This window comes from Frankia sp. CgJB1, assembly GCF_977947065.1.
The window spans coordinates 1-20,267 of record NZ_CDWTNB010000060.1 but is presented as its reverse complement, the minus strand read 5'-3'; the positions used below and the strand labels follow the sequence as shown (position 1 = coordinate 20,267).

Genomic DNA, 20,267 nt, shown 5'->3' with positions numbered 1-20,267 from the left:
GCGGACGTCCGTCCGTCCGCCCGGCGGGCCGCGGCCCCCGTGCCGGCGCGGCGTCCGCGCCGGCACCCGTGGTCATGCCGCCCTCATCTCGGGCCGCCCCGCGAGGCTGCGGGCGGCGACGACCGCCTTCTCCCAGCCGGGCAGCGCCAGCCGACGATCGAGCACCGCGGACGGATCGGTCTTGATCCGCCGGTTGAGCCGCAGGTAGATGCCGGCCATCGCCCCACAGCAGGCCGCGCTGCGCCGGTCGAGCAGGTCGAGCAGGACGAGCCCACGCCCATACCACTCCTCCGCTCGCTGCGCCGACGTCCGCAGGTACGCGATGAGCGCGTCGGGGGGCCCGCCGAGACGACCGGTCGCGTCCACCTCGAGTTCGACGCCGGCGGCCTTCAGCTCCTGGCGCGGCAAGTAGATCCGGCCGCCGAGCAGGTCCTCGCGCACGTCCCGGAGGATGTTCGTCTGCTGGAGTGCGACCCCGAGGGTGTCCGCGACCCCCGAGGCGTCGCGGTGGGAGGTGGCCCGCTCGCTACCGAAGATGCCGAGCGAGAGCCGCCCGATCGTCCCGGCAACCAGGCGGCAGTAGCCGACGAGATCGTCGAACGTGTCGTAGGTGGTGCCGCGCACGTCGCTCTCGACCCCGTCGGCGAGTTCGATGAACGCCTCCAGCGGGATCGGGAACCGGCGGGCGGCGTCGGCGAGGGCGACGAAGACCGGATCATCGGAGCTGTTCATCCCCAGCTCCTCGACCTCCGCGCGGACCTGCGCCAGCCCGGCGAACTTCGCCTCCTCGGGGAGATCACCATCGCCGATGTCGTCGAGGCGGCGGGCGAGCGCGTAGACGGCGCTCAGCGCCCCCCGCTTCTCGGCCGGCAGCAGGCGGATGCCATAGGAGAAGTTGCGTGCCGCCTCCTTGGTCACAGCCTCGCAGGCGGCATACGCCTCCGCCACGGTCGGCCGGCCCGCGGGGAACTGCGCCGCGGTACTCATCGAACCTCACCCATCTCCGGAAGAACGGACTGTGCGGCGGGGACGCCGGCCTGGGTACTCGTCGCAGCGGTGCCGCCGTGGGCCGTGGAACCCGAACCGGAACCGGAACCCGGCCAGGCCCCGGCCGCGCTGGTCGCGGTGGCGACGGCGGCCGCCGTGTGCGCCACCGCCGACGCTCCGGGAGCCAGCGACCGGGCCAGCGCCGCCAGCGCGAACTCGGCGACCCGTGGCTTCGCCGCCTTCGGCGGCCCACCGAGCACGTCGTAGTCGGCGCGCCGGATCGCGTCCAACGCCGCCCGGCCCCCGCCCACGAAACCGGCCAGGGCCAGCCGCAGCCGCCCGGGCACCATCGACACCAGGGGAGCGCCCTGGTCGATCACCGTACGGGCCCGAGCGACCTCGAAGGCCATCAGATGGCGCACGGCCGGACTCGCGACGGAGGCCCGCAGATCGGCCTCGGTCACCCCGAAGGTGTCCAGATCCTCCAGCGGCAGGTAGATCCGGCCGGCGGCGAGGTCCTCGGCCACGTCCTGCCAGTGCTCGGCGAGCTGCAAGGCGGTGCACACCCGGTCCGACAGCACGACCCGGTCGGGGGTCGCCAGCCCGAAGACGCCCAGCACCATCCGCCCGATCGGGTCGGCCGAGAGCGTGCAGTAGCGGACCAGGTCGTCGAAGGTCTCGTAACGGGTGACCCGCTGGTCCTGCCGGTTGGCCTCGACGAGGCGCTGGAACGGTTCGGCGGGCAGGTCACAGTCCCGCACGGTCCGCGCGAGCAGGCGCAGGACCGGCAGCTCCGGCTGCCTGCCTGTCCAGATCACCTCGAGGTCCGCCGACAACCGGTCGAGCAGGGCGAGCCGGTCGCCGACCGCCTCGTCGCCGAGGTTGTCGACGAGCCGGCTGAAGGCGTACAACGCGTTGAAGTGGGAACGAACCGCCGCGGGCAAAACGAACGGCGAGACCGGGAAGTTCTCCGCCGGGGCGGCGCGCAGCAGCTGCTCGGCGGGAGTTGCCAGGCCCGTCGCGGCCGGCTGGGCAGGCGTGCGTGATGGGCTGGTTCGGGCGTCGATGGCTGTCATACGCCTCTCCTTCGATGGCGGTCTGCACTACGGACGCGGTCGGGCCGGATCCCGCATCCCCGGGGGCCACGACCGGCGCGGACGTACCCGGAGAGCCGGGTTCGGAAGGCTCTTCGGAAGACTCCGTGGTGGGGGTAGCTGCCTGGGTTTCGCCAAGGCGATCAGGATACGGATCGCACCGGGTGGTCATGGGCACGATCAGCGCGGGCCAGTACGGGAGATGGGCCGGCCCTGGGCCGGTATCGGGATGAGCTCCGCCTGGCCGGCCCCCTTCGGTTGGTCCTCACAGGTCCGTGGGCGAGATGATGCTCCGGCGGCACCACCCGGGCGGCCTGCGGCCTACGGCCGGCCGCCGCCCGTCGGCACTCTCATCGTCGGTGTCGCTCACCCCCAGGGCCGGCCGGAAAGCCGGGAGCGGCCGGGTAGACCACGCCGCGGATCATCCGAAGACACCCGCCAGCCTGCGGTACACCGACGGGATCGCACCGTGGACCCGCACCGCGCCGAGTAACCAGCGTGGCACCCAGACCTCGGCGTCGCCGCGTCCGGTGGCCGTCAGCATGCGCTGCGCGACAAGCCCGGCCGGTATAGGCCGGGGCCAGCGACGGACGTAGGGCGCGCCACGGCGGTGGAAAAATGGTGTGTCGACGACGCCGGGTAGACACAGGGTCACCGTCACACCGCGACCGGCGACCTCGGACCGCAACGCGTCGGCGAAACCGAGCAGAGCGGCCTTGGTTGCGGAATAGGCGACCTCACCGCGCACGCCCAGCGCGCCGGCGATGCTGCCCACCAGCAGGATGCGCCCCTGGCCGCGGTCGAGCATGGCCGGCAACATGGCCCGGACCAGCATCATCGGCGACAGCACGTTGACCGTGACCAGCTCCGCGATCGCGGCCGGGGACATCACCTCGAACGGGCCCGCAGCCCCGAGGCCGGCCGAGCACACCAGCAGGTCGACCTCGCCGAGAAGCTCGGTCGCCCGGGAGGAGACCATCAGTTCCGAGCCGGGACTCGACAGGTCGACCGCAATCCGGTGCCCCTCGGTCGCCGCGGCCACCTCGTCGAGCGCGGCCCCGTTGCGACCGACCAGCAGCGACCGGCATCGATCCGCGGCCAGCAGCAGCGCGGCCTCCCGGCCGATACCGCTGGATGCTCCCGTGATGACGGCGGTCCGGGGCGGCCAGGTCGAGACGCCCGAGCCGGCCCGCATGACCAGCCCAGTAAGAGATGTAGACACTCCGTTACCGAAAGCGGGGCGAGACCGGGTGCTCACGACACACCGCTTCCGGTCATTCCCCTCACGCCGTTCTCCCCCGCGGGCACTGGTTGCACGTCACCTACAACTTTCCCTACTCGTCGCCCCGCGTTGCGAGGTGGTCCGACCGAAGGTGATTCGGTGTGGTCCGCTGGCACGAACTCGCCGGCCGGATCGTTGCGTCGGCCACCCTGGCGGGCGGCACCGATCCGAACAGCCACTGCTCATCTCATCAACGCCGGGCTCCGGATCCTCGGTGCGTTGGTAACTCCGCGCCACCGGGCTCACGACTGCCACCATTCCACCGTCCCGTCGCCGGATCGTCCATGGTCAGATGGGCGACATCGGACAGCGAGGGCCAAGCGCGACTCTGGACTCCCTATCACACTCCCCCATCCCGACCGCCCGGCGTCGCCCGATATGACAGCGGTCCGATCGATTCGGAATCTGCTCTCGGAGACCTTCTTCCGGAAACTTCGAACTGGCTCCACATCGACGACTGGGTATTGCGGACTATTTACAACCGCATTGCCTCCGGAGGAAGGACGCGGCGACGACACCTTGCCGACTCGAGGCCGGTACGCGGCATCAGGGTCATGGTCGGCCGGCTCCGACGCCAACACCCTCCCGCCAGTCCGATCCGGTCACCACAAGATCACCAGCAGTGGCGGAGGCAAAGCCGCCAAGACCTACCCCCGGCGGCAGATGTGTCGACCCGTCCGCGGCGTGCGCCGGACAGGCGGAAGGCTCATCATCCAAACACTGATCCATCCTCCACACGCGGCCACCCTACCGCCCCAGACAAACAAGAGCGAAAGCGGCATTTGCCACGACCAAATAGACGGACCACCGTCTACGAACGTCTGAAGAGTGAGATGAGGCACATGAACCGCGAAGGTGGGTGGATACGAAGGGGTGATGCGCCGGATCGCTCACGATCCGGCGCATACAGTCGTCAGTGGAGCCGGACGGAGGCCAGGTCCGGCGCGGGAGGCGGGTGAGACGCCGCGGCCTCCCGGCACGCGGGACGTTCCCCGTGCGCCGGGCAAGATGTCGCGACCGGACCCGCGTCGGCGACCGGGGCATCCTGTGACCCGGTCAGGTCGGCACCGGAGGGAGACCTGTCACTTTCATGCCCCTCATCACCCACCGCGCCGCAGCCGCCGGAGCCAGCGGCGGAGGCCGCGCCAGAGTCAGCGGCGGAGACGGAGACGGAGACGGAGACGGCGGGATCGTCACCGAGAGCGGCGAGGGCGGCGGCCACGATCTCCCCCTGCTCCGCGGCGGAGACCAGGGGGGTGAATGTCCTCGGTACCTGCGAGACGAGGACCCGGAGGCGCTCGGAGCAGGTGACCGCTTCGCCCGTGCCGCCGCGCTCCTCGTCGGCGCTGGTGGACTGCCGGGCGGCGGCCTGGGCACGTTCGATCGCCATCCCGATGATCCCCCCCCGCAGGGACCCGACCGCGCAGTACGCGCGCAGCAACCCGAGATAGGTGGGAGCCGGCCCCGCGAGCCCGTGCACGAGGGCCTGCTGCAGCGACAGGACGTCGCTCTTGCCGATCTTGCAGTGGATCACCGAGGGGTCGTCGGCGAAGACGAGCAGCACGCCACCGGGGCCCGCCAGGGCCTCGACGAATCGCTCGATGATGACCCGGGGGGACGGCGGCGGGGACTGCCGAACGAGATCGACGAGTCGACCCAGCTCGGACACGAAGGGCTCCAGCAGGGCGTCGAGGATCGTCTCCTTCGACGGAAAGTGGTAGTAGAGCGCTGCCTTCGTCACTCCCAGGCGCTCGGAGATGTCCCGCACCGAGGTACCAGCATACCCCTGTTCGCTGAAGAGGCTCATGGCGGCGGCAAGGATCCGCGATCTGGTATCGCCCCGCGGATCGGGCGATGCCGGATCGGTCATGGCGGCCCTGCACCCCCCGATCGAGTCCGCGACGGATGTTACTCTCAACTCTACCTACTGAACGACCGGTAAGTTTCTCAGCAGCAAATCGTCAGCACGACGTCGCAGGTAGCGATACCACCGATCACCAACGCCCGAGGGGAAACCGTGGCCTCGCTCGCCCGCTGGTGCTTCCGGCACCGTCGGCTCGTCCTGTTCCTGTGGATCGTCGCGCTGCTCGGGCTCGGCGGCATCAGCCAGGTGGCCGGAAGTAGTTACAAGGACGCCTTCTCCCTGCCCGGCACCGATTCGCAGAAGGCCATCGACCTCCTGCAACGCGACTTCCCGGCGGCGTCGGGAGACAGCGCCACCATCGTGCTGCACAGTGACAAAGCTCGCATCACCGATCGGGCCATCTCCGATCCGGCCAGCGAGATGCTCGGCAGGCTCGCCAAGATCCCGCACGTCACCGAGGTCACGAGCCCTTACGGCCCGCGGGGCGCCGCCCAGATCAGCAAAGACGGGCACACGGCCTTCGCGACCGTCAACTTCGACCTGCAGGGCATCGAGCTGCCCAAGGAGAACATCGAGCAGCTGGTCGACATCGCTCGAAGCTACGGCAGGGACGACCTGCAGGTGGAGGCGACCGGTCAGGTCGTCGCGGTCATCGAGCAGCAGGAGCAGAGCTACAGCGAGCTGATCGGCATCATCGCCGCGGCGATCATCCTCTTCGTCGCCTTCGGCTCGTTGCTGGCCGTCACCCTGCCCCTGATCACCGCCATCATGGCCCTCGGGGTCGGCAGCATCCTGATCATCCTGCTCCCCCACATCCTCACGATCGCCGAGTTCAGCCCGGTCCTCGCGACCCTGATCGGACTGGGCGTCGGCATCGACTACGCCCTGTTCATCGTCAACCGGCACCGCATCGGCCTACGCGCCGGCAAGAGCCCGGAGGAGGCCACGGTCACCGCGGTCAACACCTCCGGGCGCGCCGTGCTCTTCGCCGGCATGACCGTCTGCATCGCGCTGCTCGGCATGTTCACACTCGGTGTGAGCTTCCTCTACGGCGTGGCGATCTCGGCGGCGGTGGCCGTGGCGATGACGATGACCGCGGCAGTCACCCTGCTGCCGGCCCTGCTCGGCTTCTACGGCATGAAGGTGCTCAACCGGCACGACCGGCACAGGCTGGCCGAGGAGGGCCCGGTGCACGAAAGCACCTCGGGCTTCTGGTGGCACTGGGCGAAGCGGCTGGAGGGACGGCCCCAGCTGTTCGCGGTGGTCAGCGCGGTGGTCATCGCCGTCATCGCGATCCCGTTCTTCTCGCTGCGGCTCGGCTCGTCCGACCTCGGCAACGGCGACCCCTCCAAGACCACCAAGCGCGGCTACGACCTGCTGGCCGAGGGCTTCGGACCGGGGTTCAACGGCCCGTTCAGCATCGTCGCCGAGATCCATTCGCCGCGGGACACGGCAAGCCTCGACGCCGTGGTGGCAGCGGCTCGCGCGACACCGGGCGTCGCCTCCGTCTCGGCTCCGCGGCCGAGCCCCAACGGGCAGGCGGCGATCGCCACCCTGTACCCGACGACGAGCCCGCAGGCCGAGGCGACCTCGAAGCTGCTCAACCAGCTGCGCGACCACGTGATCCCGCAGGCGAACCAGGCCGGCACCGGCATCTACGTCGGCGGCATCACAGCCATCTTCGAGGACTTCTCCAGCACGCTGTCGGGCAAGCTGCCGCTGTTCATCGGGATCGTGGTTCTCCTCGCCTTCCTGCTGCTGGTGGCGGTGTTCCGCAGCCTGCTGGTCCCGTTGACCGCCTCGCTGATGAACCTGCTCGCGGTCGGGGCGGCCTTCGGCGTGGTCGTCGCGGTGTTCCAGTGGGGCTGGGGCGCGTCACTGTTCAGCATCAGCGGCGGCCCGGTCGAGGCGTTCATCCCGGTGCTCCTCTTCGCGATCCTGTTCGGCCTGTCCATGGACTACGAGGTGTTCCTGGTCAGCCGGATGCACGAGGAGTGGACCGCGCGCCGGGACAACCGGATCGCCGTCTCGCTCGGCCAGGCCGAGACCGGCCGGGTCATCTCCGCGGCCGGCGCGATTATGATCCTGGTCTTCGCCTCGTTCATCCTCGGCGACGAACGAGTGATCAAGCTGATGGGCCTCGGACTCTCGACGGCGATCCTCATCGACGCCTTCATCATCCGGACCGTGCTGGTGCCATCGCTGATGCACATCTTCAGCACGGCGAACTGGTGGGTACCAGCCTGGCTCGACCGGGTCCTGCCGCGGATCTCCGTCGAGTCCGCCGAGGATCTGGAGGAGATCCGGCACACTCCGCTGCCCGAGGACGCCGTCGCGGGCCGTCCCGCGGCCGGGGTGCCGGCCCGCCCGCTTCCCGGGCAGGCGGCCCGCGAGGAGCGGAGCTCACGCACCGGCGAACCCATGCGCTGATCTTCACGGGACCGCCCGAACAGTGCGGGACCGCCCGAACAGTGACAGCCCGCGGGGCGCCCGCCTGGCCGGCCGGGATCGGCCAAGACGGTGAGCCGGCCGAGGACACGTTCGTCGCCGAACGGATCCGGAGCAGGCCGTGATGCGCCACCGTCACGGCACTGACAAGATCGTCAAGGTCATAGCGAGTGATCAGAAGCCAGCCCGACCCAGAGGATGTTGACCACCGCGTTCACGTCCGCGTGCGCGGTAGGCCCGCACTCCACGCAGGTGCGGGAGGCGTCCGCAGGGTCCCGCCGCGCGTCGCGGCATCCGTCATGGTCGGAACAGTAACCGATGTATCTCGAACACGCCGCGGACGGCACCGGAAATAAACAAGTAAGAAACAGGAAATAATCCGACAATAAGCAAAGGATTCGGAATGAAATAACTTGTTCACTTCGGGGTCCTCGCGAGCCCGTGACCTGCGAAGACGCATATTGGCTTGCATTAATTACTTCATTACGAATTCTTAACACGAAACTGCACTCGGCGGAGCGCCCTTCGGATCGGGGACTTCACCGGCAGTGACCTGGCCACGCGTATCCCCGACTTCGACGGCCTTCTGCGCCGGAGAGCACAGTTCGTCACGGCATCGTGAGTGCCGTCGAACGGGTGGCAGAGACCGAGGGAGTGGCGGGGATCAAGCGGGTGGCGGAGGTCGCGCCCATCGACATCGAAGGAACCACGAGCGCGACCGCGGCGGTACTGGGCACGTTGTTCCCCTATGCCCGGGCCCGGTTGGGGGCGTGGGTGCGCGACCGTCACGCCGAGCCGGCGGTGCGCCGGATCCTCGCCGAGACGCCGACGGTCATGCTTCCATCGCCTCGTTCGCCGAGCTGGACATCATCACCGCGCCACGTGCGGATGGCCCCGCGAGCGCCTGAGCCGCGCCCGCGCCCCGAGCATCCGGCCCACCGAGCGACGCGACGCTCACCAGACCACCGACGGGCTCGGGAATCTGATTACCGAACTCCAGGTATCCGCCGCGCTGCGGCGCCCCCCGCAGGGCCGCGGCGGCACGGACCCGTCGCGCGTGCGGGGGCGGCAGCAACCCGCCCACCTCGTCCACAGGGACGAACGCGCAGTTGATGATCTCGTCCATGTCCAGCCGGATGCGCTCCCGCCATGAGGCGGGCAGCGCACCGCCGTCGAAGACGAAGGCCAGCATCTCGCTGTCGAGCCATCCGTCGTTAAGACAGGGCGCCCAGTCGATCGCGAGCAGACCACCGATCGGTGGGGCGATACCGAGCTCCTCGGCGACCTCCCGTACACACGCCGAGTAGGGCGATTCCCCCGGTTCGACAAAGCCTCCCGGAATGTCCCAGCCTGGCTTGTACGACGGTTCAACGAGCAGTATGCGGTCTTCTTCATCGAAGAACAGGACACCCGCCGCAGCGTAGGGTCGCGCCATCGGAGGTCGGTTCAAGCTCGCCTCAGTGCCATGGTCAGGACGCTGCCGTGGGGTGGCCGGCGGCTTCGAGGACATCACCGACCGCAGCATCAGGCCGTCACCGGGCACGCCGGCCGGGTCCGACAGAGCCCGGTCGACTAGGGAAAAGTCAAGATCCTTCTTCATATTATCACATACTTCACATAGTACTGACGAACGGAATTGATGTTCCTGCCGCCGACTGGTGGGCGACGCGGTGGGCCACTAACGATAGGCGACCACGAAGGGGCGCGACCCGCCAGCGTTTCGCGGAACTAAGGCAAAAAATAATGAAGACGAACCGGCGAGGAGAGCGGGTGCGGTTACCTCGCCGATCCGTATCCGCAACGCGGACCGGACAGCGATACGACAGAAAGAATTGTGTCGATAGCTGTCGGTGACGGAGGTGACCGGTCAACGCGGAACGGACCGGGAGAACGGGCCGAGGTGAGCGGGCTCGCCGGGGGCGATGGCCCCGCCATGGACCATGCACCACAGGTCATGCACCACAACATCACAGGTCGAGCCCGATGTCGTCCCGGTGCGGTCCTGGGCTCAGCTCGAGGCTGTCCGGCCAGGATGCGCTGAACGAGTACATCCGGCACAACGGAAGCGCGATCTTCGCGATCCCGCCAGGCTTCCGGGCCGGCACGAAGGACTACTGGGGCAGCGGCCTGTTCACCTGATCGATGCCGATCGATACTTATCGACACTGAATTGATACCGACTGATACTGATCGATGCCCTAGATGATCAAAATGGACACAACGAGCGTTGTCGAGGGCTGCTTCTCCTGCGTCGGCAACGCATCATTGGACGGGCTGCCGCCCCGGGAGCGCATCCTGGTCGATCCCGGCTGGCGGGTCGCGCACGCGATCAGGACCGCCCTGCCGGGTTGGCTGGTTGTCGTCGCTCGGCGTCACGTCACCACGATGGCCGAGCTCACCGCGGCGGAGGCCGCCGACTGGGTCTCCCCCACGGTGATGGACGACCTCGCGGCAAGACTGACCGCCTCCCTCGCGGCCGCCTCGGAGTGACGGACGGCGCACCGCAGCTCATCGAGAGCTGAGGGCTGCATCTGGACGCCCGTCGGCGGGTATCCATTCCTCCGACAGGAGACCGCTTCCCCCGACGGGGGATTCCCGGTCGACCGCAGGAGGTGGATGAGGTGGATCAGGTGACGCCAACCCCGAGCAACCTGAAGATCGTCGTGGTGGGAGCCACGGGGAATGTCGGCACGAGCGTGCTGGCGGCCCTCGGCCGGTCGGCCGAGGTCGGCTCCCTGGTCGGGGTGTCCCGCCGCAACCCGACATGGACGGCGCCGAAGACCCAGTGGGCACAGGTCGATGTCGTCACGGATGACCTCGCCCCGCTGTTCCAGGGCGCCGACGTCGTGATCCACCTGGCCTGGTTGTTCCAGCCCACCCACAACCCCTTGACCACATGGCGGACCAATGTCCTGGGATCCATCCGCGTGTTCGAGGCCGTAGCCCGAGCCGGCGTGCCCGCGCTGGTGCATGCCTCATCGGTCGGCGCCTACTCGCCCGCCGCCCGGGAAGGCGCCGTCGACGAAGGATGGCCGACCCACGGCTGGCCCGAGGCCGCCTACACCCGGGAGAAGGCGTATCTGGAGCGGGTCCTCGACACCTTCGAACGTGACCATCCGGGCATCCGGGTGGTGCGGCTGCGGCCCGGGTTCATCTTCAAGCGGGAGGCGGCCAGCCAGCAACGGCGCCTGCTCGCTGGGCCGTTGCTGCCCGGCCGGGTGATACGGCCGGCAGCGGCGCCCACGCACCCGGCGACGGTGCCCGTGCTGCCAGATCTGCCGGGGCTGCGCTTCCAGGTGGTGCACTCCTCCGACGTCGCGGACGCCTACCGGTTGGCGGCCCTGACCGGGGCCCGCGGCGCCTTCAACATCGCGGCCGACCCGGTGGTCGACGTACCCCTGCTCGCCGACATCCTCAATGCGAGGATCATCCGGATGCCGGCCGGCCTGGCCCGGGGCGCTCTGGCTACCGCTTGGCACCTGCATCTGGTGCCCGCCTCCCCGCAACTCTTCGACGCCGTCCTACATCTACCGATCATGGACACTGCCCGGGCCCGGGCAGAGCTCGGCTGGTCGCCCCGCCACGACGCCCGCGCCGCGATCGGCAGCTTCCTCACCGGCCTGCGCGAGGGCGCGGGCCTGCCCACACCCCCGCTCATGCCAAGCACCGCGCGGGGCCGGGGGGAGGAGGTCCGCACCGGCATGGGGCAGCGGGCCTGACGCGGGCGCTACCCCTGCTCGCGGGCGGCGAGAATCGCCGCCAGGGCGGCGGTGAGGTGGGTCTCGGCGGTAGCCTTGTCGAGGCCGAGACCGTGGAGCACGCCGGTGCCGTCCTCGAGTTCCAGCAGGGCGAGCAGGATGTGCTCGGTCCCGACGTGGTTGTGCACCAGCCGCAGGGCCTCCCGGAACGTCAGCTCCAACGCCTTCTTCGCCTTGGTGTCGAACGGGACGAGGTTCGGCACCTGCTCGGCCGGCGGCGGCAGCGCCGCGGTGGCGGCTACCCGGACGGCTTCCAGTGACACACCCTGCGCGACGATCGCCTGGGCAGCCAGCGCATCCGGCTCGATCAGCAGCCCGAGTACCAGATGCTCGGGCCCGATCTCGGCGTTGTTCGCTGCTCGGGCCTCGTTCTGCGCCGCCATCACGACGTTTCTGGCCCGCTCGGTGTACCGGCTGAATCCCTGACCGGGATCGAGGGCCGATGGTTCGCCGGGGGTCTTCGGCACGAAACGCTTCTGTGCCGCCTGCTTACTGACACCCATGCTCCTGCCGATGTCCGTCCAGGAAGCGCCGGAGCGACGGGCCTGGTCGACGAAATGGCCGATCAGATGGTCGGCCACGTCCCCGAGATGATCGGCGGCGAGGACCGCGCTGGAGAGCTGTTCGAGGGCGTCGGTGTGCACCTTCTTGATCGCTTCGATCAGGTCGTCGAGGCGCACCGGAGAGGTCATGCCAACGGGTTCGATCATTCGTCAACCTAAGGTTGACGGTAAAGATCATTCGAGATAATCGACGACGAAACCGCCCGGGGTGGCGAGGCCGGCGTCGAAGGCGGCGACGATCGCGCCGGCCCGGTCCCGTACCTCCAACTTGAGGAAGATGCTGCCCACATGCGCCTTCACGGTGCGCTCGCTGACCCGCAGCGCCAGCGCGATCTCCCGGTTGGTGGCGCCACGGGCCATCGCCCGCAGCACCTGGCGCTCGCGGTCGGACAGCCGCTCCATCCGGCGGCGCAACGACGGGTCGGCGGTGGGTGCGGCACGTAACGCGCCGAGCAGCCGCTCGCTGGCCGACGGGTCGATCCACGAGCCGCCCGCGGCGACCAGTCGGATCGCCCGGACAATGTCATCCGCGGGCCGGTCCTTCAGGATGAATCCGGCCGCACCGGCGGCCATGACCCCCCAGAGCGCGTCGTCGTCGCTGAAGGTGGTGAGCACGAGGACGGGCGGATGCAGGCCGAGCCTGGCAAGCGCGCGCATCGCGTCGACGCCATCCATCCGGGTCATCCGGATGTCGAGGAGAACGACATCCGGGCGCAGCGACCGCACGGCGGCCACCACCTCGTCGCCATCCGACCGTTCCCCGACGATCTCGATCGCGGCCACCCCACCCGGCCCGTCGCCGTTCTCCGCACCGAGCACGAGCGCCAGTCCCGCCCTGATCAACTCCTGGTCGTCGACGAGCAGAACCCGGATCGGCGGCAGCGGGCCCGGGAGTTCAGCCATCCCGTACCGCCGGCCGCCTGGGTGCCGGGTACGGCGGCTCCGGCCACGGGGGCTCTGGCCACAGGGGCTCTGGCACGGCGCCTCCCACCGGGATGCCGGCGGCCACCACCCAGGCGCCGTCCCGAGGGCCCGCGTCGAAGGTCCCACCGAGCGCGTGGATCCGTTCGGCGATCCCGGTCAGGCCCATCCCCCGGCCCCCTGGACGGGCATCCGCACGGGCGTCGGCGCGAGATTCGGACGAACCCTCCAGCGTGCCACCTAGGCCACCCGAAGCACCCGTGCCACCCGAGGCGCCCAAGACGCCTGATGCGCCTGATGCGCCTGATGCGCCTGATGACGCTGCCGCACCCCACCCGCCGGAAGATCGTTTCGGACGATCACCCCGACAACGCGCGGACCGATGTCGAGCCGCACCCACGTCGGCGCGGCGTCGGCATGGTGCAGCACGTTCGCGAGCGCCTCCCGCACCGTCCGGAACAACACCGAGCCTGCCGCCTGGTCGAGCGTCCCGACGTCGCCCTCCACCTCGAGCCGCACGGGAAGGCCGCTGCGTCGGTAACCCGCCACGAGATCTCCGATGTCCTGCGCCGCCGGCAGCGGTCCGGGCCCGGGCCCGGACCGCATCGGCCCCGCGTCCTCCCGCAGCAGCCCGACGACCCGCCGGATCCCCGCGAGGCTCTCCCGGCTGACCTCCTCCGCTCGGGCCAGGGCCTCGTCGGCGAGGACCGGCGCGCGCCGCATCGTCCGGCGCGCGCCGGTGATGTTCAGCAGCGCCACCGCCAGCGAGTGCGCCACCAGGTCGTGGACGTCCTGCGCGATCCGCCGCCGCTCGTCCGCCGCCGCAGCAACCAGCCTGCTCTGCGCCTCGGTCAACTCCTCGGCCAGCTCCCGGGTCCGCCGCAGGATGAAACCGGTGCCCGTGCCGTACAGCAGGGCCGCGACCCAGACCAGGAATCCGTCTGTGAAGTGGTCGCCCTCGGCGTCTGGACTCCCCATCCAATACTGCGCCACCGTCATGCCGACGCCCACGGCGAACACCACGGCGTTGAGCGGCACCGACGCGGACCGTAACGCGACCCAGGTCGCCGTGGTGACGGCGAGCAGCAGCACCATCTTCGGCGCGTGGGCGGCCTCCAGCAGGCCGATCAGCGTCAGATTCCAGCCGACGCCGAGCAGGGTCGGCACCCGGGCAGTCGTGATCTCCACCGCAGCGGGGACAAGCACGAGAGCCACCAGTGCGAGCCGCACCGGATCGGCACCCACCATGATTATCAAGAGCGTCGCGGCGACGGCGGTCATGGCGTGGACGACCACATCCGCCGATCGGGCCATCCGGGCCGCGGGGGCCCCACCGCTGCCGGACGGGCGCGAGGGCGGTGCCGGTGTTCCCGTCGGCGATGTTGGCGGCGCGGGTGACGGCGACGCGGGTGACGGCGCCTTCCGGGCTCGCAGTGGGAACCGACGCGGGACACCTCCGAGTGCAGCAGGCCAGCCGGCACGGCGATCCGTCCCGGGACCGTGCCCGGGAGGGATCGCCGTGCCGGGCCCGACGCCGGCATCCGGGCCGGCCACACCGTCACGCATCGCCCTCCGACGGTACGACGCGGCACCGCGCTCCCGCCTTGTACCACGGTCCAGGTCCGCATCAGACCGGCGAACGGGGTAGGAATCGGCGAGGTGCCCACCGGTCGTGCCCGGCGGCCCGATGGCATGGACGGCGGGAGCTGGCGTACTCGGATCGACCAGGCCGGACGATGCGCGGCTCGCGGACACGGTGGCTCGCCGGGCACGGCGGGGTGCCGGACCCGTAGGTGGGCCCGTTGCGCGTCCGGCCCCCGCTAAGGTGAGGTAACCTTGACTTCGACCCCGTCGGTCCGGATCCCCGGATCCCCGGATCCCCGGATCCCCGGATCCCCGGATCCCCGGATCCCCGGATCCCCGGATCCCCGGATCCCCGGATCCCCGCATCCCCGCATCCCCGCGACCCGGACACCGGGCACCGCGGACATCGCGGACATCGCGGACACCGACAAGTCCCGGCTCCGCCCCAGGCCGGGGGTGGGCCGGCCGCCCGGCTGGTCGCCCGGCGCCGGGTGGTGGCTCTCGCCGTCCTGATCGTCCTGGTGTGCCTGACGGCGCTGCGGATAGCCGTCGGCGGTACCCTGGCCGGGAGCGGCGACACCCCGCCGAACGCCGAATCGAGACGCGCCGCGGCGGTGCTCGCCGAGCGTTTCGGTGTCGCGCCCACCGGCGTCGTCCTGGTCGTCGGGGCCGTCGACGGCAGGGTGGACGACACCGCCGTCACCGACGCGGCCGGGGCGTTGCGCGCGCGGCTGGCCGGCACGCCCGGGGTCGTCTCGGTCGTCTCCTACTGGGACACCGGTGCCACCTCGCTGCGGTCCACCGACGAGCGCTACGGCTTGATGCTCGCGAGCCTCGCCGGCGACGACGCCGACCGCGAGGACCTCGCCCACCAGCTCGCCGACACGTTGCGCGTCCCCGCAGCCCCCGCCGGCTCCGCCCGCGCCGACGGACCGGTGACGGTCGGGGTGACCGGTTCGGACGTGGTCGGCGCTGAGACGAGCAAGCGCAGCACGTCGGATCTCGCCCGCGCGGAACTGGTCGCCTTCCCCGTGCTCCTGCTGCTGGTCGTCTACCTGCGGCGTATCCGGCTCGCGTTCGTTCCCGTCGTCGCCGGCGGGGTCGCGGTGTTCGCGGCGATCAACATCGTCGGACTGCTCGCCGCCGTCACCTCGATGTCGCCCTTCACCACCAACATCACGGTGGGTCTCGGTCTCGGGCTCTCGATCGACTACTCATTGCTGCTGATCGCCCGGTACCGCGAGGAACTGGCCGGCGAGCCGACCGTGCCGCCGACGGAACGGACAGCTCAGACGGAGCAGACGGAGCAGACGGAGCAGACCGCGGCAGGCGGGATGCGGCGCTTGCCCGCACGATCCGGGCGGCGGGCCTGACGGTCGTCTTCTCGGCCGCCACCGTTGCCATCGCCCTCATCGGGCTCGCTCTCTTCCCGCTGCCGTTCCTCCGGTCGATGGCGTACGCCGGCATGGCGGCCACCGCGCTCGCCGGATTGTCGGCCGTCCTCGTGGTGCCCGTCCTGCTCACGGCCCTCGGCGATCGGGTGATCGCCCGCCCGTCGCGGCGCTGGTGGCGGGAGCGGCGCGGGGACGGGGAACGGCCGGACGGCGCCGCGGCCGCACCGGCGGCACCGGCCGAACCAGCCTTCTGGTACCGGACCGCGATCGCCGTCATGCGCCGGCCGGTCCTGGTCCTCGTGCCGACGGTCGCGCTGTTCGTGCTCGCGGCCGTTCCGATCGGCCATCTCTCCCTGGGCGTCAACGACGATCGGAACCTGCCTCCGTCGAGCGCGGCCCGATCGGCGGCCGAGATCCTGCGGGCGGGCTTCGACGGGCGGGAGAGCAGCCCATTGCGGGTCGTCCGCGTGGATGTCCCCGGGCCGCCCGGCGGGGCGGCGGTCGCCGGGTACGCGGCCGCGCTCTCGCGCGTTGACGGAGTGGCCCGGGTGGACGCCCCGGACGGCAGCTACCTGGACGGCCGGCGGCTGGGTGGGGCGACGCCCGCGGCGCGCCCACGCCAGGCCGTCGCGGATGCCGTCTATCTATCGGTGGTTCCGGTCGTCAAACCGATCTCCGCCGAAGGCACCCGGCTGGTACGCGGCCTGCGTGCGGTCCCGGCGCCGTTCCCGGCCCTCGTCGGCGGCCAGGCGGCCGAGCGGGTCGACACGATCGACGCGATCGCCTCCCGAGCCCCGCTGGCCGGCGCGGTAATCGCGCTGGTCACCTTCGTCGCGTTGTTCCTCATGCTCGGTTCCATCGTCGTACCGCTGTCCGCGCTGGCGCTGAACATGCTCACGATGGCGGCGGTCTTCGGGCCACTCGTGTGGATCTTCCAGGACGGTTATCTCGCCGGCCTGTTGGACGTCACCGCGACCGGCAGCCTGCCCGCCGGCATCCCGGTGCTCGTGTTCTGCGTGGCCTTCGGCGTGTCCATGGACCACGGCGTGTTCCTGCTCTCCAGGGTCAGAGAGGAGTACGACCGGACCGGCGACCCGATCGGCTCGGTGGCGACGGCACTCGGCCACACTGGACGGATCGTGACCTTCGCGGCCCTGCTGCTCGCCGTCGTCTTCGCGGGCTTCACGACCTCGTCGGTCGCCGCCCTGAAGCTGCTCGGGCTGGGCCTCGCGCTGGCGGTGCTGCTCGACGCCTACGTGGTGCGCGGCCTGCTGGTGCCCTCGGTACTCCGGCTCGTCGCGCCGATCGCGTGGTGGGCGCCGGGACCGCTGCGTCGCTTGCAGGAGCGGATCGGCCTGACCGAACACGCCAGGCCACAGGCCGATCCGTCGACGGCCTCTTCCCTGGCCGTGCCCGAACCAGCCCGGCCAGCCGGGACAGCCCAACCGGACCGGCGGTGAGGGAAACCGGAATCCGATGTCACCGTCGGCCCGCAGCACCCCGACCGTGAATCCACCGGTTCCGGATGCCGTCCGGAACCGGTGGCCCGGCAGGCCTCGACCGCCCGGTCGCAAGGACCGCGGCGGCGTGCTCGCCGTCGTCCTCCCACCAGTCGCCTTCCTTCTCCTGCTGGCGCTGCTCCTGCTAACGCTGCTCCTGCTGGCACTGCCGATACTCGGGGCCGGCAAGGTATGGGCCGGCTGGGGCGGCCGGATCATCGACACCGCACGCCCGGCGCCGGCTCGGATCGTGCTCTGGGGCGACTCGCTGGCCTGGGAGGCCCGGGAGACGTTCAGCCGGCTCGCGACAGAGGGCGGCGCGCAGGTTCTGGTACGTACCTTCGGTGGGACCGCGCCCTGCGACTGGCTCGCCGATGTCGATGTCGAGATCCGCGCCTGGCGGCCGACGGTCGCCGTGCTGGCCTTCTCCGGAAACACGATATCGGCGTGCATGCGGGGACGCGACGTCGCGACGGCCTACCCCGCCGACACCGGTGCCGCCGTCCGGTTGTTACGCGAGGCCGGGGTACAGGTCCGTCTCGTGGTGGCGCCACCCCGGCCCGACCAGCCCGTCCGCGCGGACGGGATGACCGACCTCGACCGGATGTGGCGGGCGATCGCCGCGGCGCACGACGGCACGGAAGTCGTCTTCGCCGACCTTGCGGTCACCATGCGCGGTCGATGGAGCGACCGACTGCCCTGCCAGGCCGGTGAGCCCTGCCGACCGGACGGCACCGTGGTCGTCCGCGGACCCGACCACGTCCGCTTCTGCCCGGTGACCGTACCCGTGATGATCCCCTGCCCGGTGTTCAGCGCGGGGGCCGAGCGCTACGGAGCCGCGATGGCCGCCGCCGCGCTCCCTTCCCTGAATCGGGTGCATGGTACCACCAGGGAGCCGCCCGCCGTATCCTGGTGATCATGGGTCGCGTCGGCTGCAACGGTAACGGGGACACCCGCGAGAAGGTGCTATCAGGCGACAGACCGGACACAACCTCCGACCATTACGATCCACCGAATCCGATCAAGCGCCCGCCCCGACGTGTCATCCCATCACAAACCCACAGGCCAACGACCTACCGGCGCCACCTGAATGGACACGTCTCGCGGTCAGCGGGAGCGGTACGCGCCAGACCGGTGCTCGACGGCGGTCACAGTCACGGTCACGGTGCGGTTTTCCTCATCGATTTTGTACAGCACGCGGTAGCCGCCGCGTCGAGCGGAGCAGGTGCCCTCGTACGGCGGGAGGAGGAGTCGTTTACCGAGCCGGTGGGGGTTGTCCAGAAGCATGGTCGTGATGAACTCGCGGACAGCCGCCGCGATCTTCTCGGGCAGTCGGCTGGCGAGAGCGCGAGCCGCGGGACCGGTGATCCGGAGTTCGAACGGCTGCTCACCGGCCTCGGTCACCTCACGTCGGGCCGGTCGGCGCTCCGCGCCCGTTTTGTCATGAGCGCGGCGAGTTCCTCGGCATCGAGAACGTCACCGGCCTCGACCGCGTCTCGGGACTCCGCAAGCTGCCGCATCGCCTCCCGGCTCGCCAGCACGTCCAGCGTCTCCTCCAGCGCCGCCAGATCATCGGGAGAGATCAGGACTGCCACGGCATGCCCATGGCGGGTGATCTCCACCCGATCATGAGTTCGCTCCACCTCGTCGATGAGCTCCGACAGGCGGTTACGCGCCTCGGTGAACGGCATGACGGTCATAACCGCGAGCCTACCGGGAACCTGTACGCCCATCTGTTGCGGTCGGCGGGGCGGAAGGCAGCGGAGGCGGTGGCCGCAGCGGTGAAGGTGGCGGGATCGTAAAAGCGGATGGTGTTTCTGCTGGTAGCGGGGCCGTCCCTCGTGGACGACCCCGCGCGGCATCGGTGGAGGTGGCGGGAATCGAACTCCCCCGCCCACCAAGTGCCGACGAGCAAGAGTAGACGGAAACGTCCGCAGTGCAGGGGTTTCCGCGTCGCGGACAAGTGATCGCGAGAGCTGCTGAGTGGCGAAAAGCGGGACCGGTGTCCGCACCATGTCCGCACCAGAATGATCAAAACTGGCAGTTCTGATCGCGAGGCCGCGCCCGGGACTCTTATCACGCTCGGTCATCTTCGGGGCGTCGGGAGCCGACACACTCCCGGCGTCCCTACCAGCGTGACCAGCCACCGGACGCGGCGATCCGCCACTGGTCAACAACGAAACCTTCGCCGAGGTCGGACAGTTCCACGCGAGGCCTGACCGGACTGCAACGGCCACGTCGTCGCATGGCCGGTAGGAGGGGAACAAGGGCCGACCAGGGGACGGCCGGCCGAGCGACGACGTGCGTCGACAACAGTGACGTCAGAATTCCTCTGGGACATCGATCTCGTGGATCGTGGCGTCGCCGGGACGGGGGTCACGCCCCAGGACGAGCCGACGATGGTCCCGGCCATGCGCGACGCAGGTAGGTAGCCGCAGGTCATCGTCCACAAATGATCGGTCGCCGGGCAGAGGACTGTCATGTGGCACGGAGCCGAACGGCTGGTCTCGATCAGCCGTAGCCGGGCCGGTTGCTGTACTTCCGTGCTGTACCGTCGGCGCCCCTGTGTGGTGCGACGGCCCGACCCGCGCGGGGGCGGGTGGCCGTCCGACGCACCCGCCGAGCACGGCATGATTGGACCACTGCCATCACGACGAAGGATCCCATCCGCCTGTGATCACACAGACCGACCTTGAGTCGCGGTTGTGGGCTGCGGCCAACGCACTCCGCGGCCCCGTCGACGCGGCCGACTACAAGACCTACGTGTTCCCGATGCTGTTCTGGAAGTGGATCAGCGACACCTGGGACTACGAACACAAGCGGGCGGTCGACAATGCCATTTCCGCTAAGTTGATCAAGCTGCGGTCTGGGGT

General features: G+C 70.1%; 19 protein-coding genes. 9 read left to right on the top strand and 10 right to left on the bottom strand.

Annotation, left to right across the window (positions count from 1 at the left end):
- Nucleotides 1-72: 72 nt before the first annotated feature.
- The 4 genes from hpnD to AC08OT_RS09295 form a co-directional block, all read right to left on the bottom strand.
- Entirely contained in the window at nucleotides 73-987 is a 915-nt protein-coding gene (gene hpnD, locus AC08OT_RS09310) for a presqualene diphosphate synthase HpnD (protein ID WP_476592371.1), read from the bottom strand.
- Nucleotides 984-2,063, bottom strand: coding sequence for a squalene synthase HpnC (gene hpnC / locus AC08OT_RS09305; RefSeq protein WP_476592370.1), 1,080 nt, complete (start codon nucleotides 2,061-2,063; stop codon nucleotides 984-986). The genes hpnD and hpnC overlap by 4 nt, the downstream gene beginning before the upstream one ends.
- Before the next feature lie 439 nt (nucleotides 2,064-2,502).
- Nucleotides 2,503-3,339 carry an SDR family NAD(P)-dependent oxidoreductase gene (locus AC08OT_RS09300; protein WP_476592369.1) on the bottom strand — a complete coding sequence of 279 codons (837 nt, stop codon included), beginning with the start codon at nucleotides 3,337-3,339 and terminating at the stop codon, nucleotides 2,503-2,505.
- A 937-nt stretch (nucleotides 3,340-4,276) separates the two neighbouring features.
- Nucleotides 4,277-5,233 carry a TetR/AcrR family transcriptional regulator gene (locus tag AC08OT_RS09295; RefSeq protein ID WP_476595266.1) on the bottom strand — a complete coding sequence of 319 codons (957 nt, stop codon included), beginning with the start codon at nucleotides 5,231-5,233 and terminating at the stop codon, nucleotides 4,277-4,279.
- A gap of 147 nt (nucleotides 5,234-5,380) precedes the next feature.
- On the opposite strand from AC08OT_RS09295, the gene AC08OT_RS09290 reads away from it, so the two are divergent.
- Nucleotides 5,381-7,657 carry an MMPL family transporter gene (locus AC08OT_RS09290; RefSeq protein WP_476602721.1) on the top strand — a complete coding sequence of 759 codons (2,277 nt, stop codon included), beginning with the start codon at nucleotides 5,381-5,383 and terminating at the stop codon, nucleotides 7,655-7,657.
- An 850-nt stretch (nucleotides 7,658-8,507) separates the two neighbouring features.
- Here the strand turns inward: AC08OT_RS09290 and AC08OT_RS09285 are convergent.
- Nucleotides 8,508-9,110 (bottom strand): NUDIX domain-containing protein, encoded by a 603-nt coding sequence (locus tag AC08OT_RS09285; protein WP_476592366.1) that lies wholly within the window; start codon nucleotides 9,108-9,110, stop codon nucleotides 8,508-8,510.
- Nucleotides 9,111-9,658: 548 nt separating this feature from the next.
- Between AC08OT_RS09285 and AC08OT_RS09280 the strand changes: the two genes are divergently transcribed.
- The 3 genes from AC08OT_RS09280 to AC08OT_RS09270 all read left to right on the top strand — a co-directional run bounded on the left by AC08OT_RS09280 (nucleotide 9,659) and on the right by AC08OT_RS09270 (nucleotide 11,394).
- Nucleotides 9,659-9,814, top strand: a complete 156-nt coding sequence (locus AC08OT_RS09280) for a hypothetical protein (RefSeq protein ID WP_476602720.1) — start codon at nucleotides 9,659-9,661, stop codon at nucleotides 9,812-9,814.
- Nucleotides 9,815-9,886: 72 nt separating this feature from the next.
- Complete coding sequence (locus tag AC08OT_RS09275) at nucleotides 9,887-10,165, top strand: hypothetical protein (RefSeq protein WP_476592365.1); 279 nt, start codon at nucleotides 9,887-9,889, stop codon at nucleotides 10,163-10,165.
- A 140-nt stretch (nucleotides 10,166-10,305) separates the two neighbouring features.
- The gene (locus AC08OT_RS09270; RefSeq protein WP_476592364.1) at nucleotides 10,306-11,394 is read left to right on the top strand and encodes an NAD-dependent epimerase/dehydratase family protein; all 1,089 of its coding nucleotides are present in this window, start codon (nucleotides 10,306-10,308) and stop codon (nucleotides 11,392-11,394) included.
- Between the two features lie 8 nt (nucleotides 11,395-11,402).
- Here AC08OT_RS09270 and AC08OT_RS09265 read toward each other — a convergent pair whose 3' ends face one another.
- From AC08OT_RS09265 to AC08OT_RS09255, 3 genes are all read right to left on the bottom strand, one after another.
- Complete coding sequence (locus AC08OT_RS09265; protein WP_476592363.1) at nucleotides 11,403-12,143, bottom strand: Clp protease N-terminal domain-containing protein; 741 nt, start codon at nucleotides 12,141-12,143, stop codon at nucleotides 11,403-11,405.
- 27 nt (nucleotides 12,144-12,170) lie between these two features.
- Complete coding sequence (locus AC08OT_RS09260) at nucleotides 12,171-12,899, bottom strand: response regulator transcription factor (RefSeq protein ID WP_476592362.1); 729 nt, start codon at nucleotides 12,897-12,899, stop codon at nucleotides 12,171-12,173.
- Nucleotides 12,900-13,157: 258 nt separating this feature from the next.
- The gene (locus AC08OT_RS09255) at nucleotides 13,158-14,231 is read right to left on the bottom strand and encodes a sensor histidine kinase (RefSeq protein ID WP_476602719.1); all 1,074 of its coding nucleotides are present in this window, start codon (nucleotides 14,229-14,231) and stop codon (nucleotides 13,158-13,160) included.
- 522 nt (nucleotides 14,232-14,753) lie between these two features.
- Here AC08OT_RS09255 and AC08OT_RS09250 point away from each other — a divergent pair.
- From AC08OT_RS09250 to AC08OT_RS09235, 4 genes are all read left to right on the top strand, one after another.
- On the top strand, nucleotides 14,754-15,014 hold the full coding sequence (locus AC08OT_RS09250) for a hypothetical protein (RefSeq protein ID WP_476602718.1): 261 nt from the start codon (nucleotides 14,754-14,756) through the stop codon (nucleotides 15,012-15,014).
- On the top strand, nucleotides 14,996-15,874 hold the full coding sequence (locus AC08OT_RS09245) for an MMPL family transporter (protein WP_476602717.1): 879 nt from the start codon (nucleotides 14,996-14,998) through the stop codon (nucleotides 15,872-15,874). The genes AC08OT_RS09250 and AC08OT_RS09245 overlap by 19 nt, the downstream gene beginning before the upstream one ends.
- Nucleotides 15,856-17,355: an MMPL family transporter gene (locus AC08OT_RS09240; RefSeq protein ID WP_476602722.1), complete on the top strand. Its 1,500-nt coding sequence runs from the start codon at nucleotides 15,856-15,858 to the stop codon at nucleotides 17,353-17,355. Before AC08OT_RS09245 ends, AC08OT_RS09240 begins: the two co-directional genes overlap by 19 nt.
- A gap of 127 nt (nucleotides 17,356-17,482) precedes the next feature.
- Nucleotides 17,483-18,310, top strand: a complete 828-nt coding sequence (locus AC08OT_RS09235; protein ID WP_476594484.1) for an SGNH/GDSL hydrolase family protein — start codon at nucleotides 17,483-17,485, stop codon at nucleotides 18,308-18,310.
- 191 nt (nucleotides 18,311-18,501) lie between these two features.
- Here the strand turns inward: AC08OT_RS09235 and AC08OT_RS09230 are convergent, their stop codons facing one another.
- Both AC08OT_RS09230 and AC08OT_RS09225 read right to left on the bottom strand, forming a co-directional pair.
- Nucleotides 18,502-18,798, bottom strand: coding sequence for a type II toxin-antitoxin system RelE family toxin (locus AC08OT_RS09230; RefSeq protein ID WP_476594485.1), 297 nt, complete (start codon nucleotides 18,796-18,798; stop codon nucleotides 18,502-18,504).
- Complete coding sequence (locus AC08OT_RS09225) at nucleotides 18,795-19,094, bottom strand: type II toxin-antitoxin system Phd/YefM family antitoxin (RefSeq protein WP_476594486.1); 300 nt, start codon at nucleotides 19,092-19,094, stop codon at nucleotides 18,795-18,797. The genes AC08OT_RS09230 and AC08OT_RS09225 overlap by 4 nt, the downstream gene beginning before the upstream one ends.
- A gap of 973 nt (nucleotides 19,095-20,067) precedes the next feature.
- Here AC08OT_RS09225 and AC08OT_RS09220 point away from each other — a divergent pair.
- Nucleotides 20,068-20,267, top strand: a 200-nt coding sequence (locus AC08OT_RS09220) for a type I restriction-modification system subunit M N-terminal domain-containing protein (protein WP_476602716.1), incomplete at its 3' end; no start/stop codon positions are given.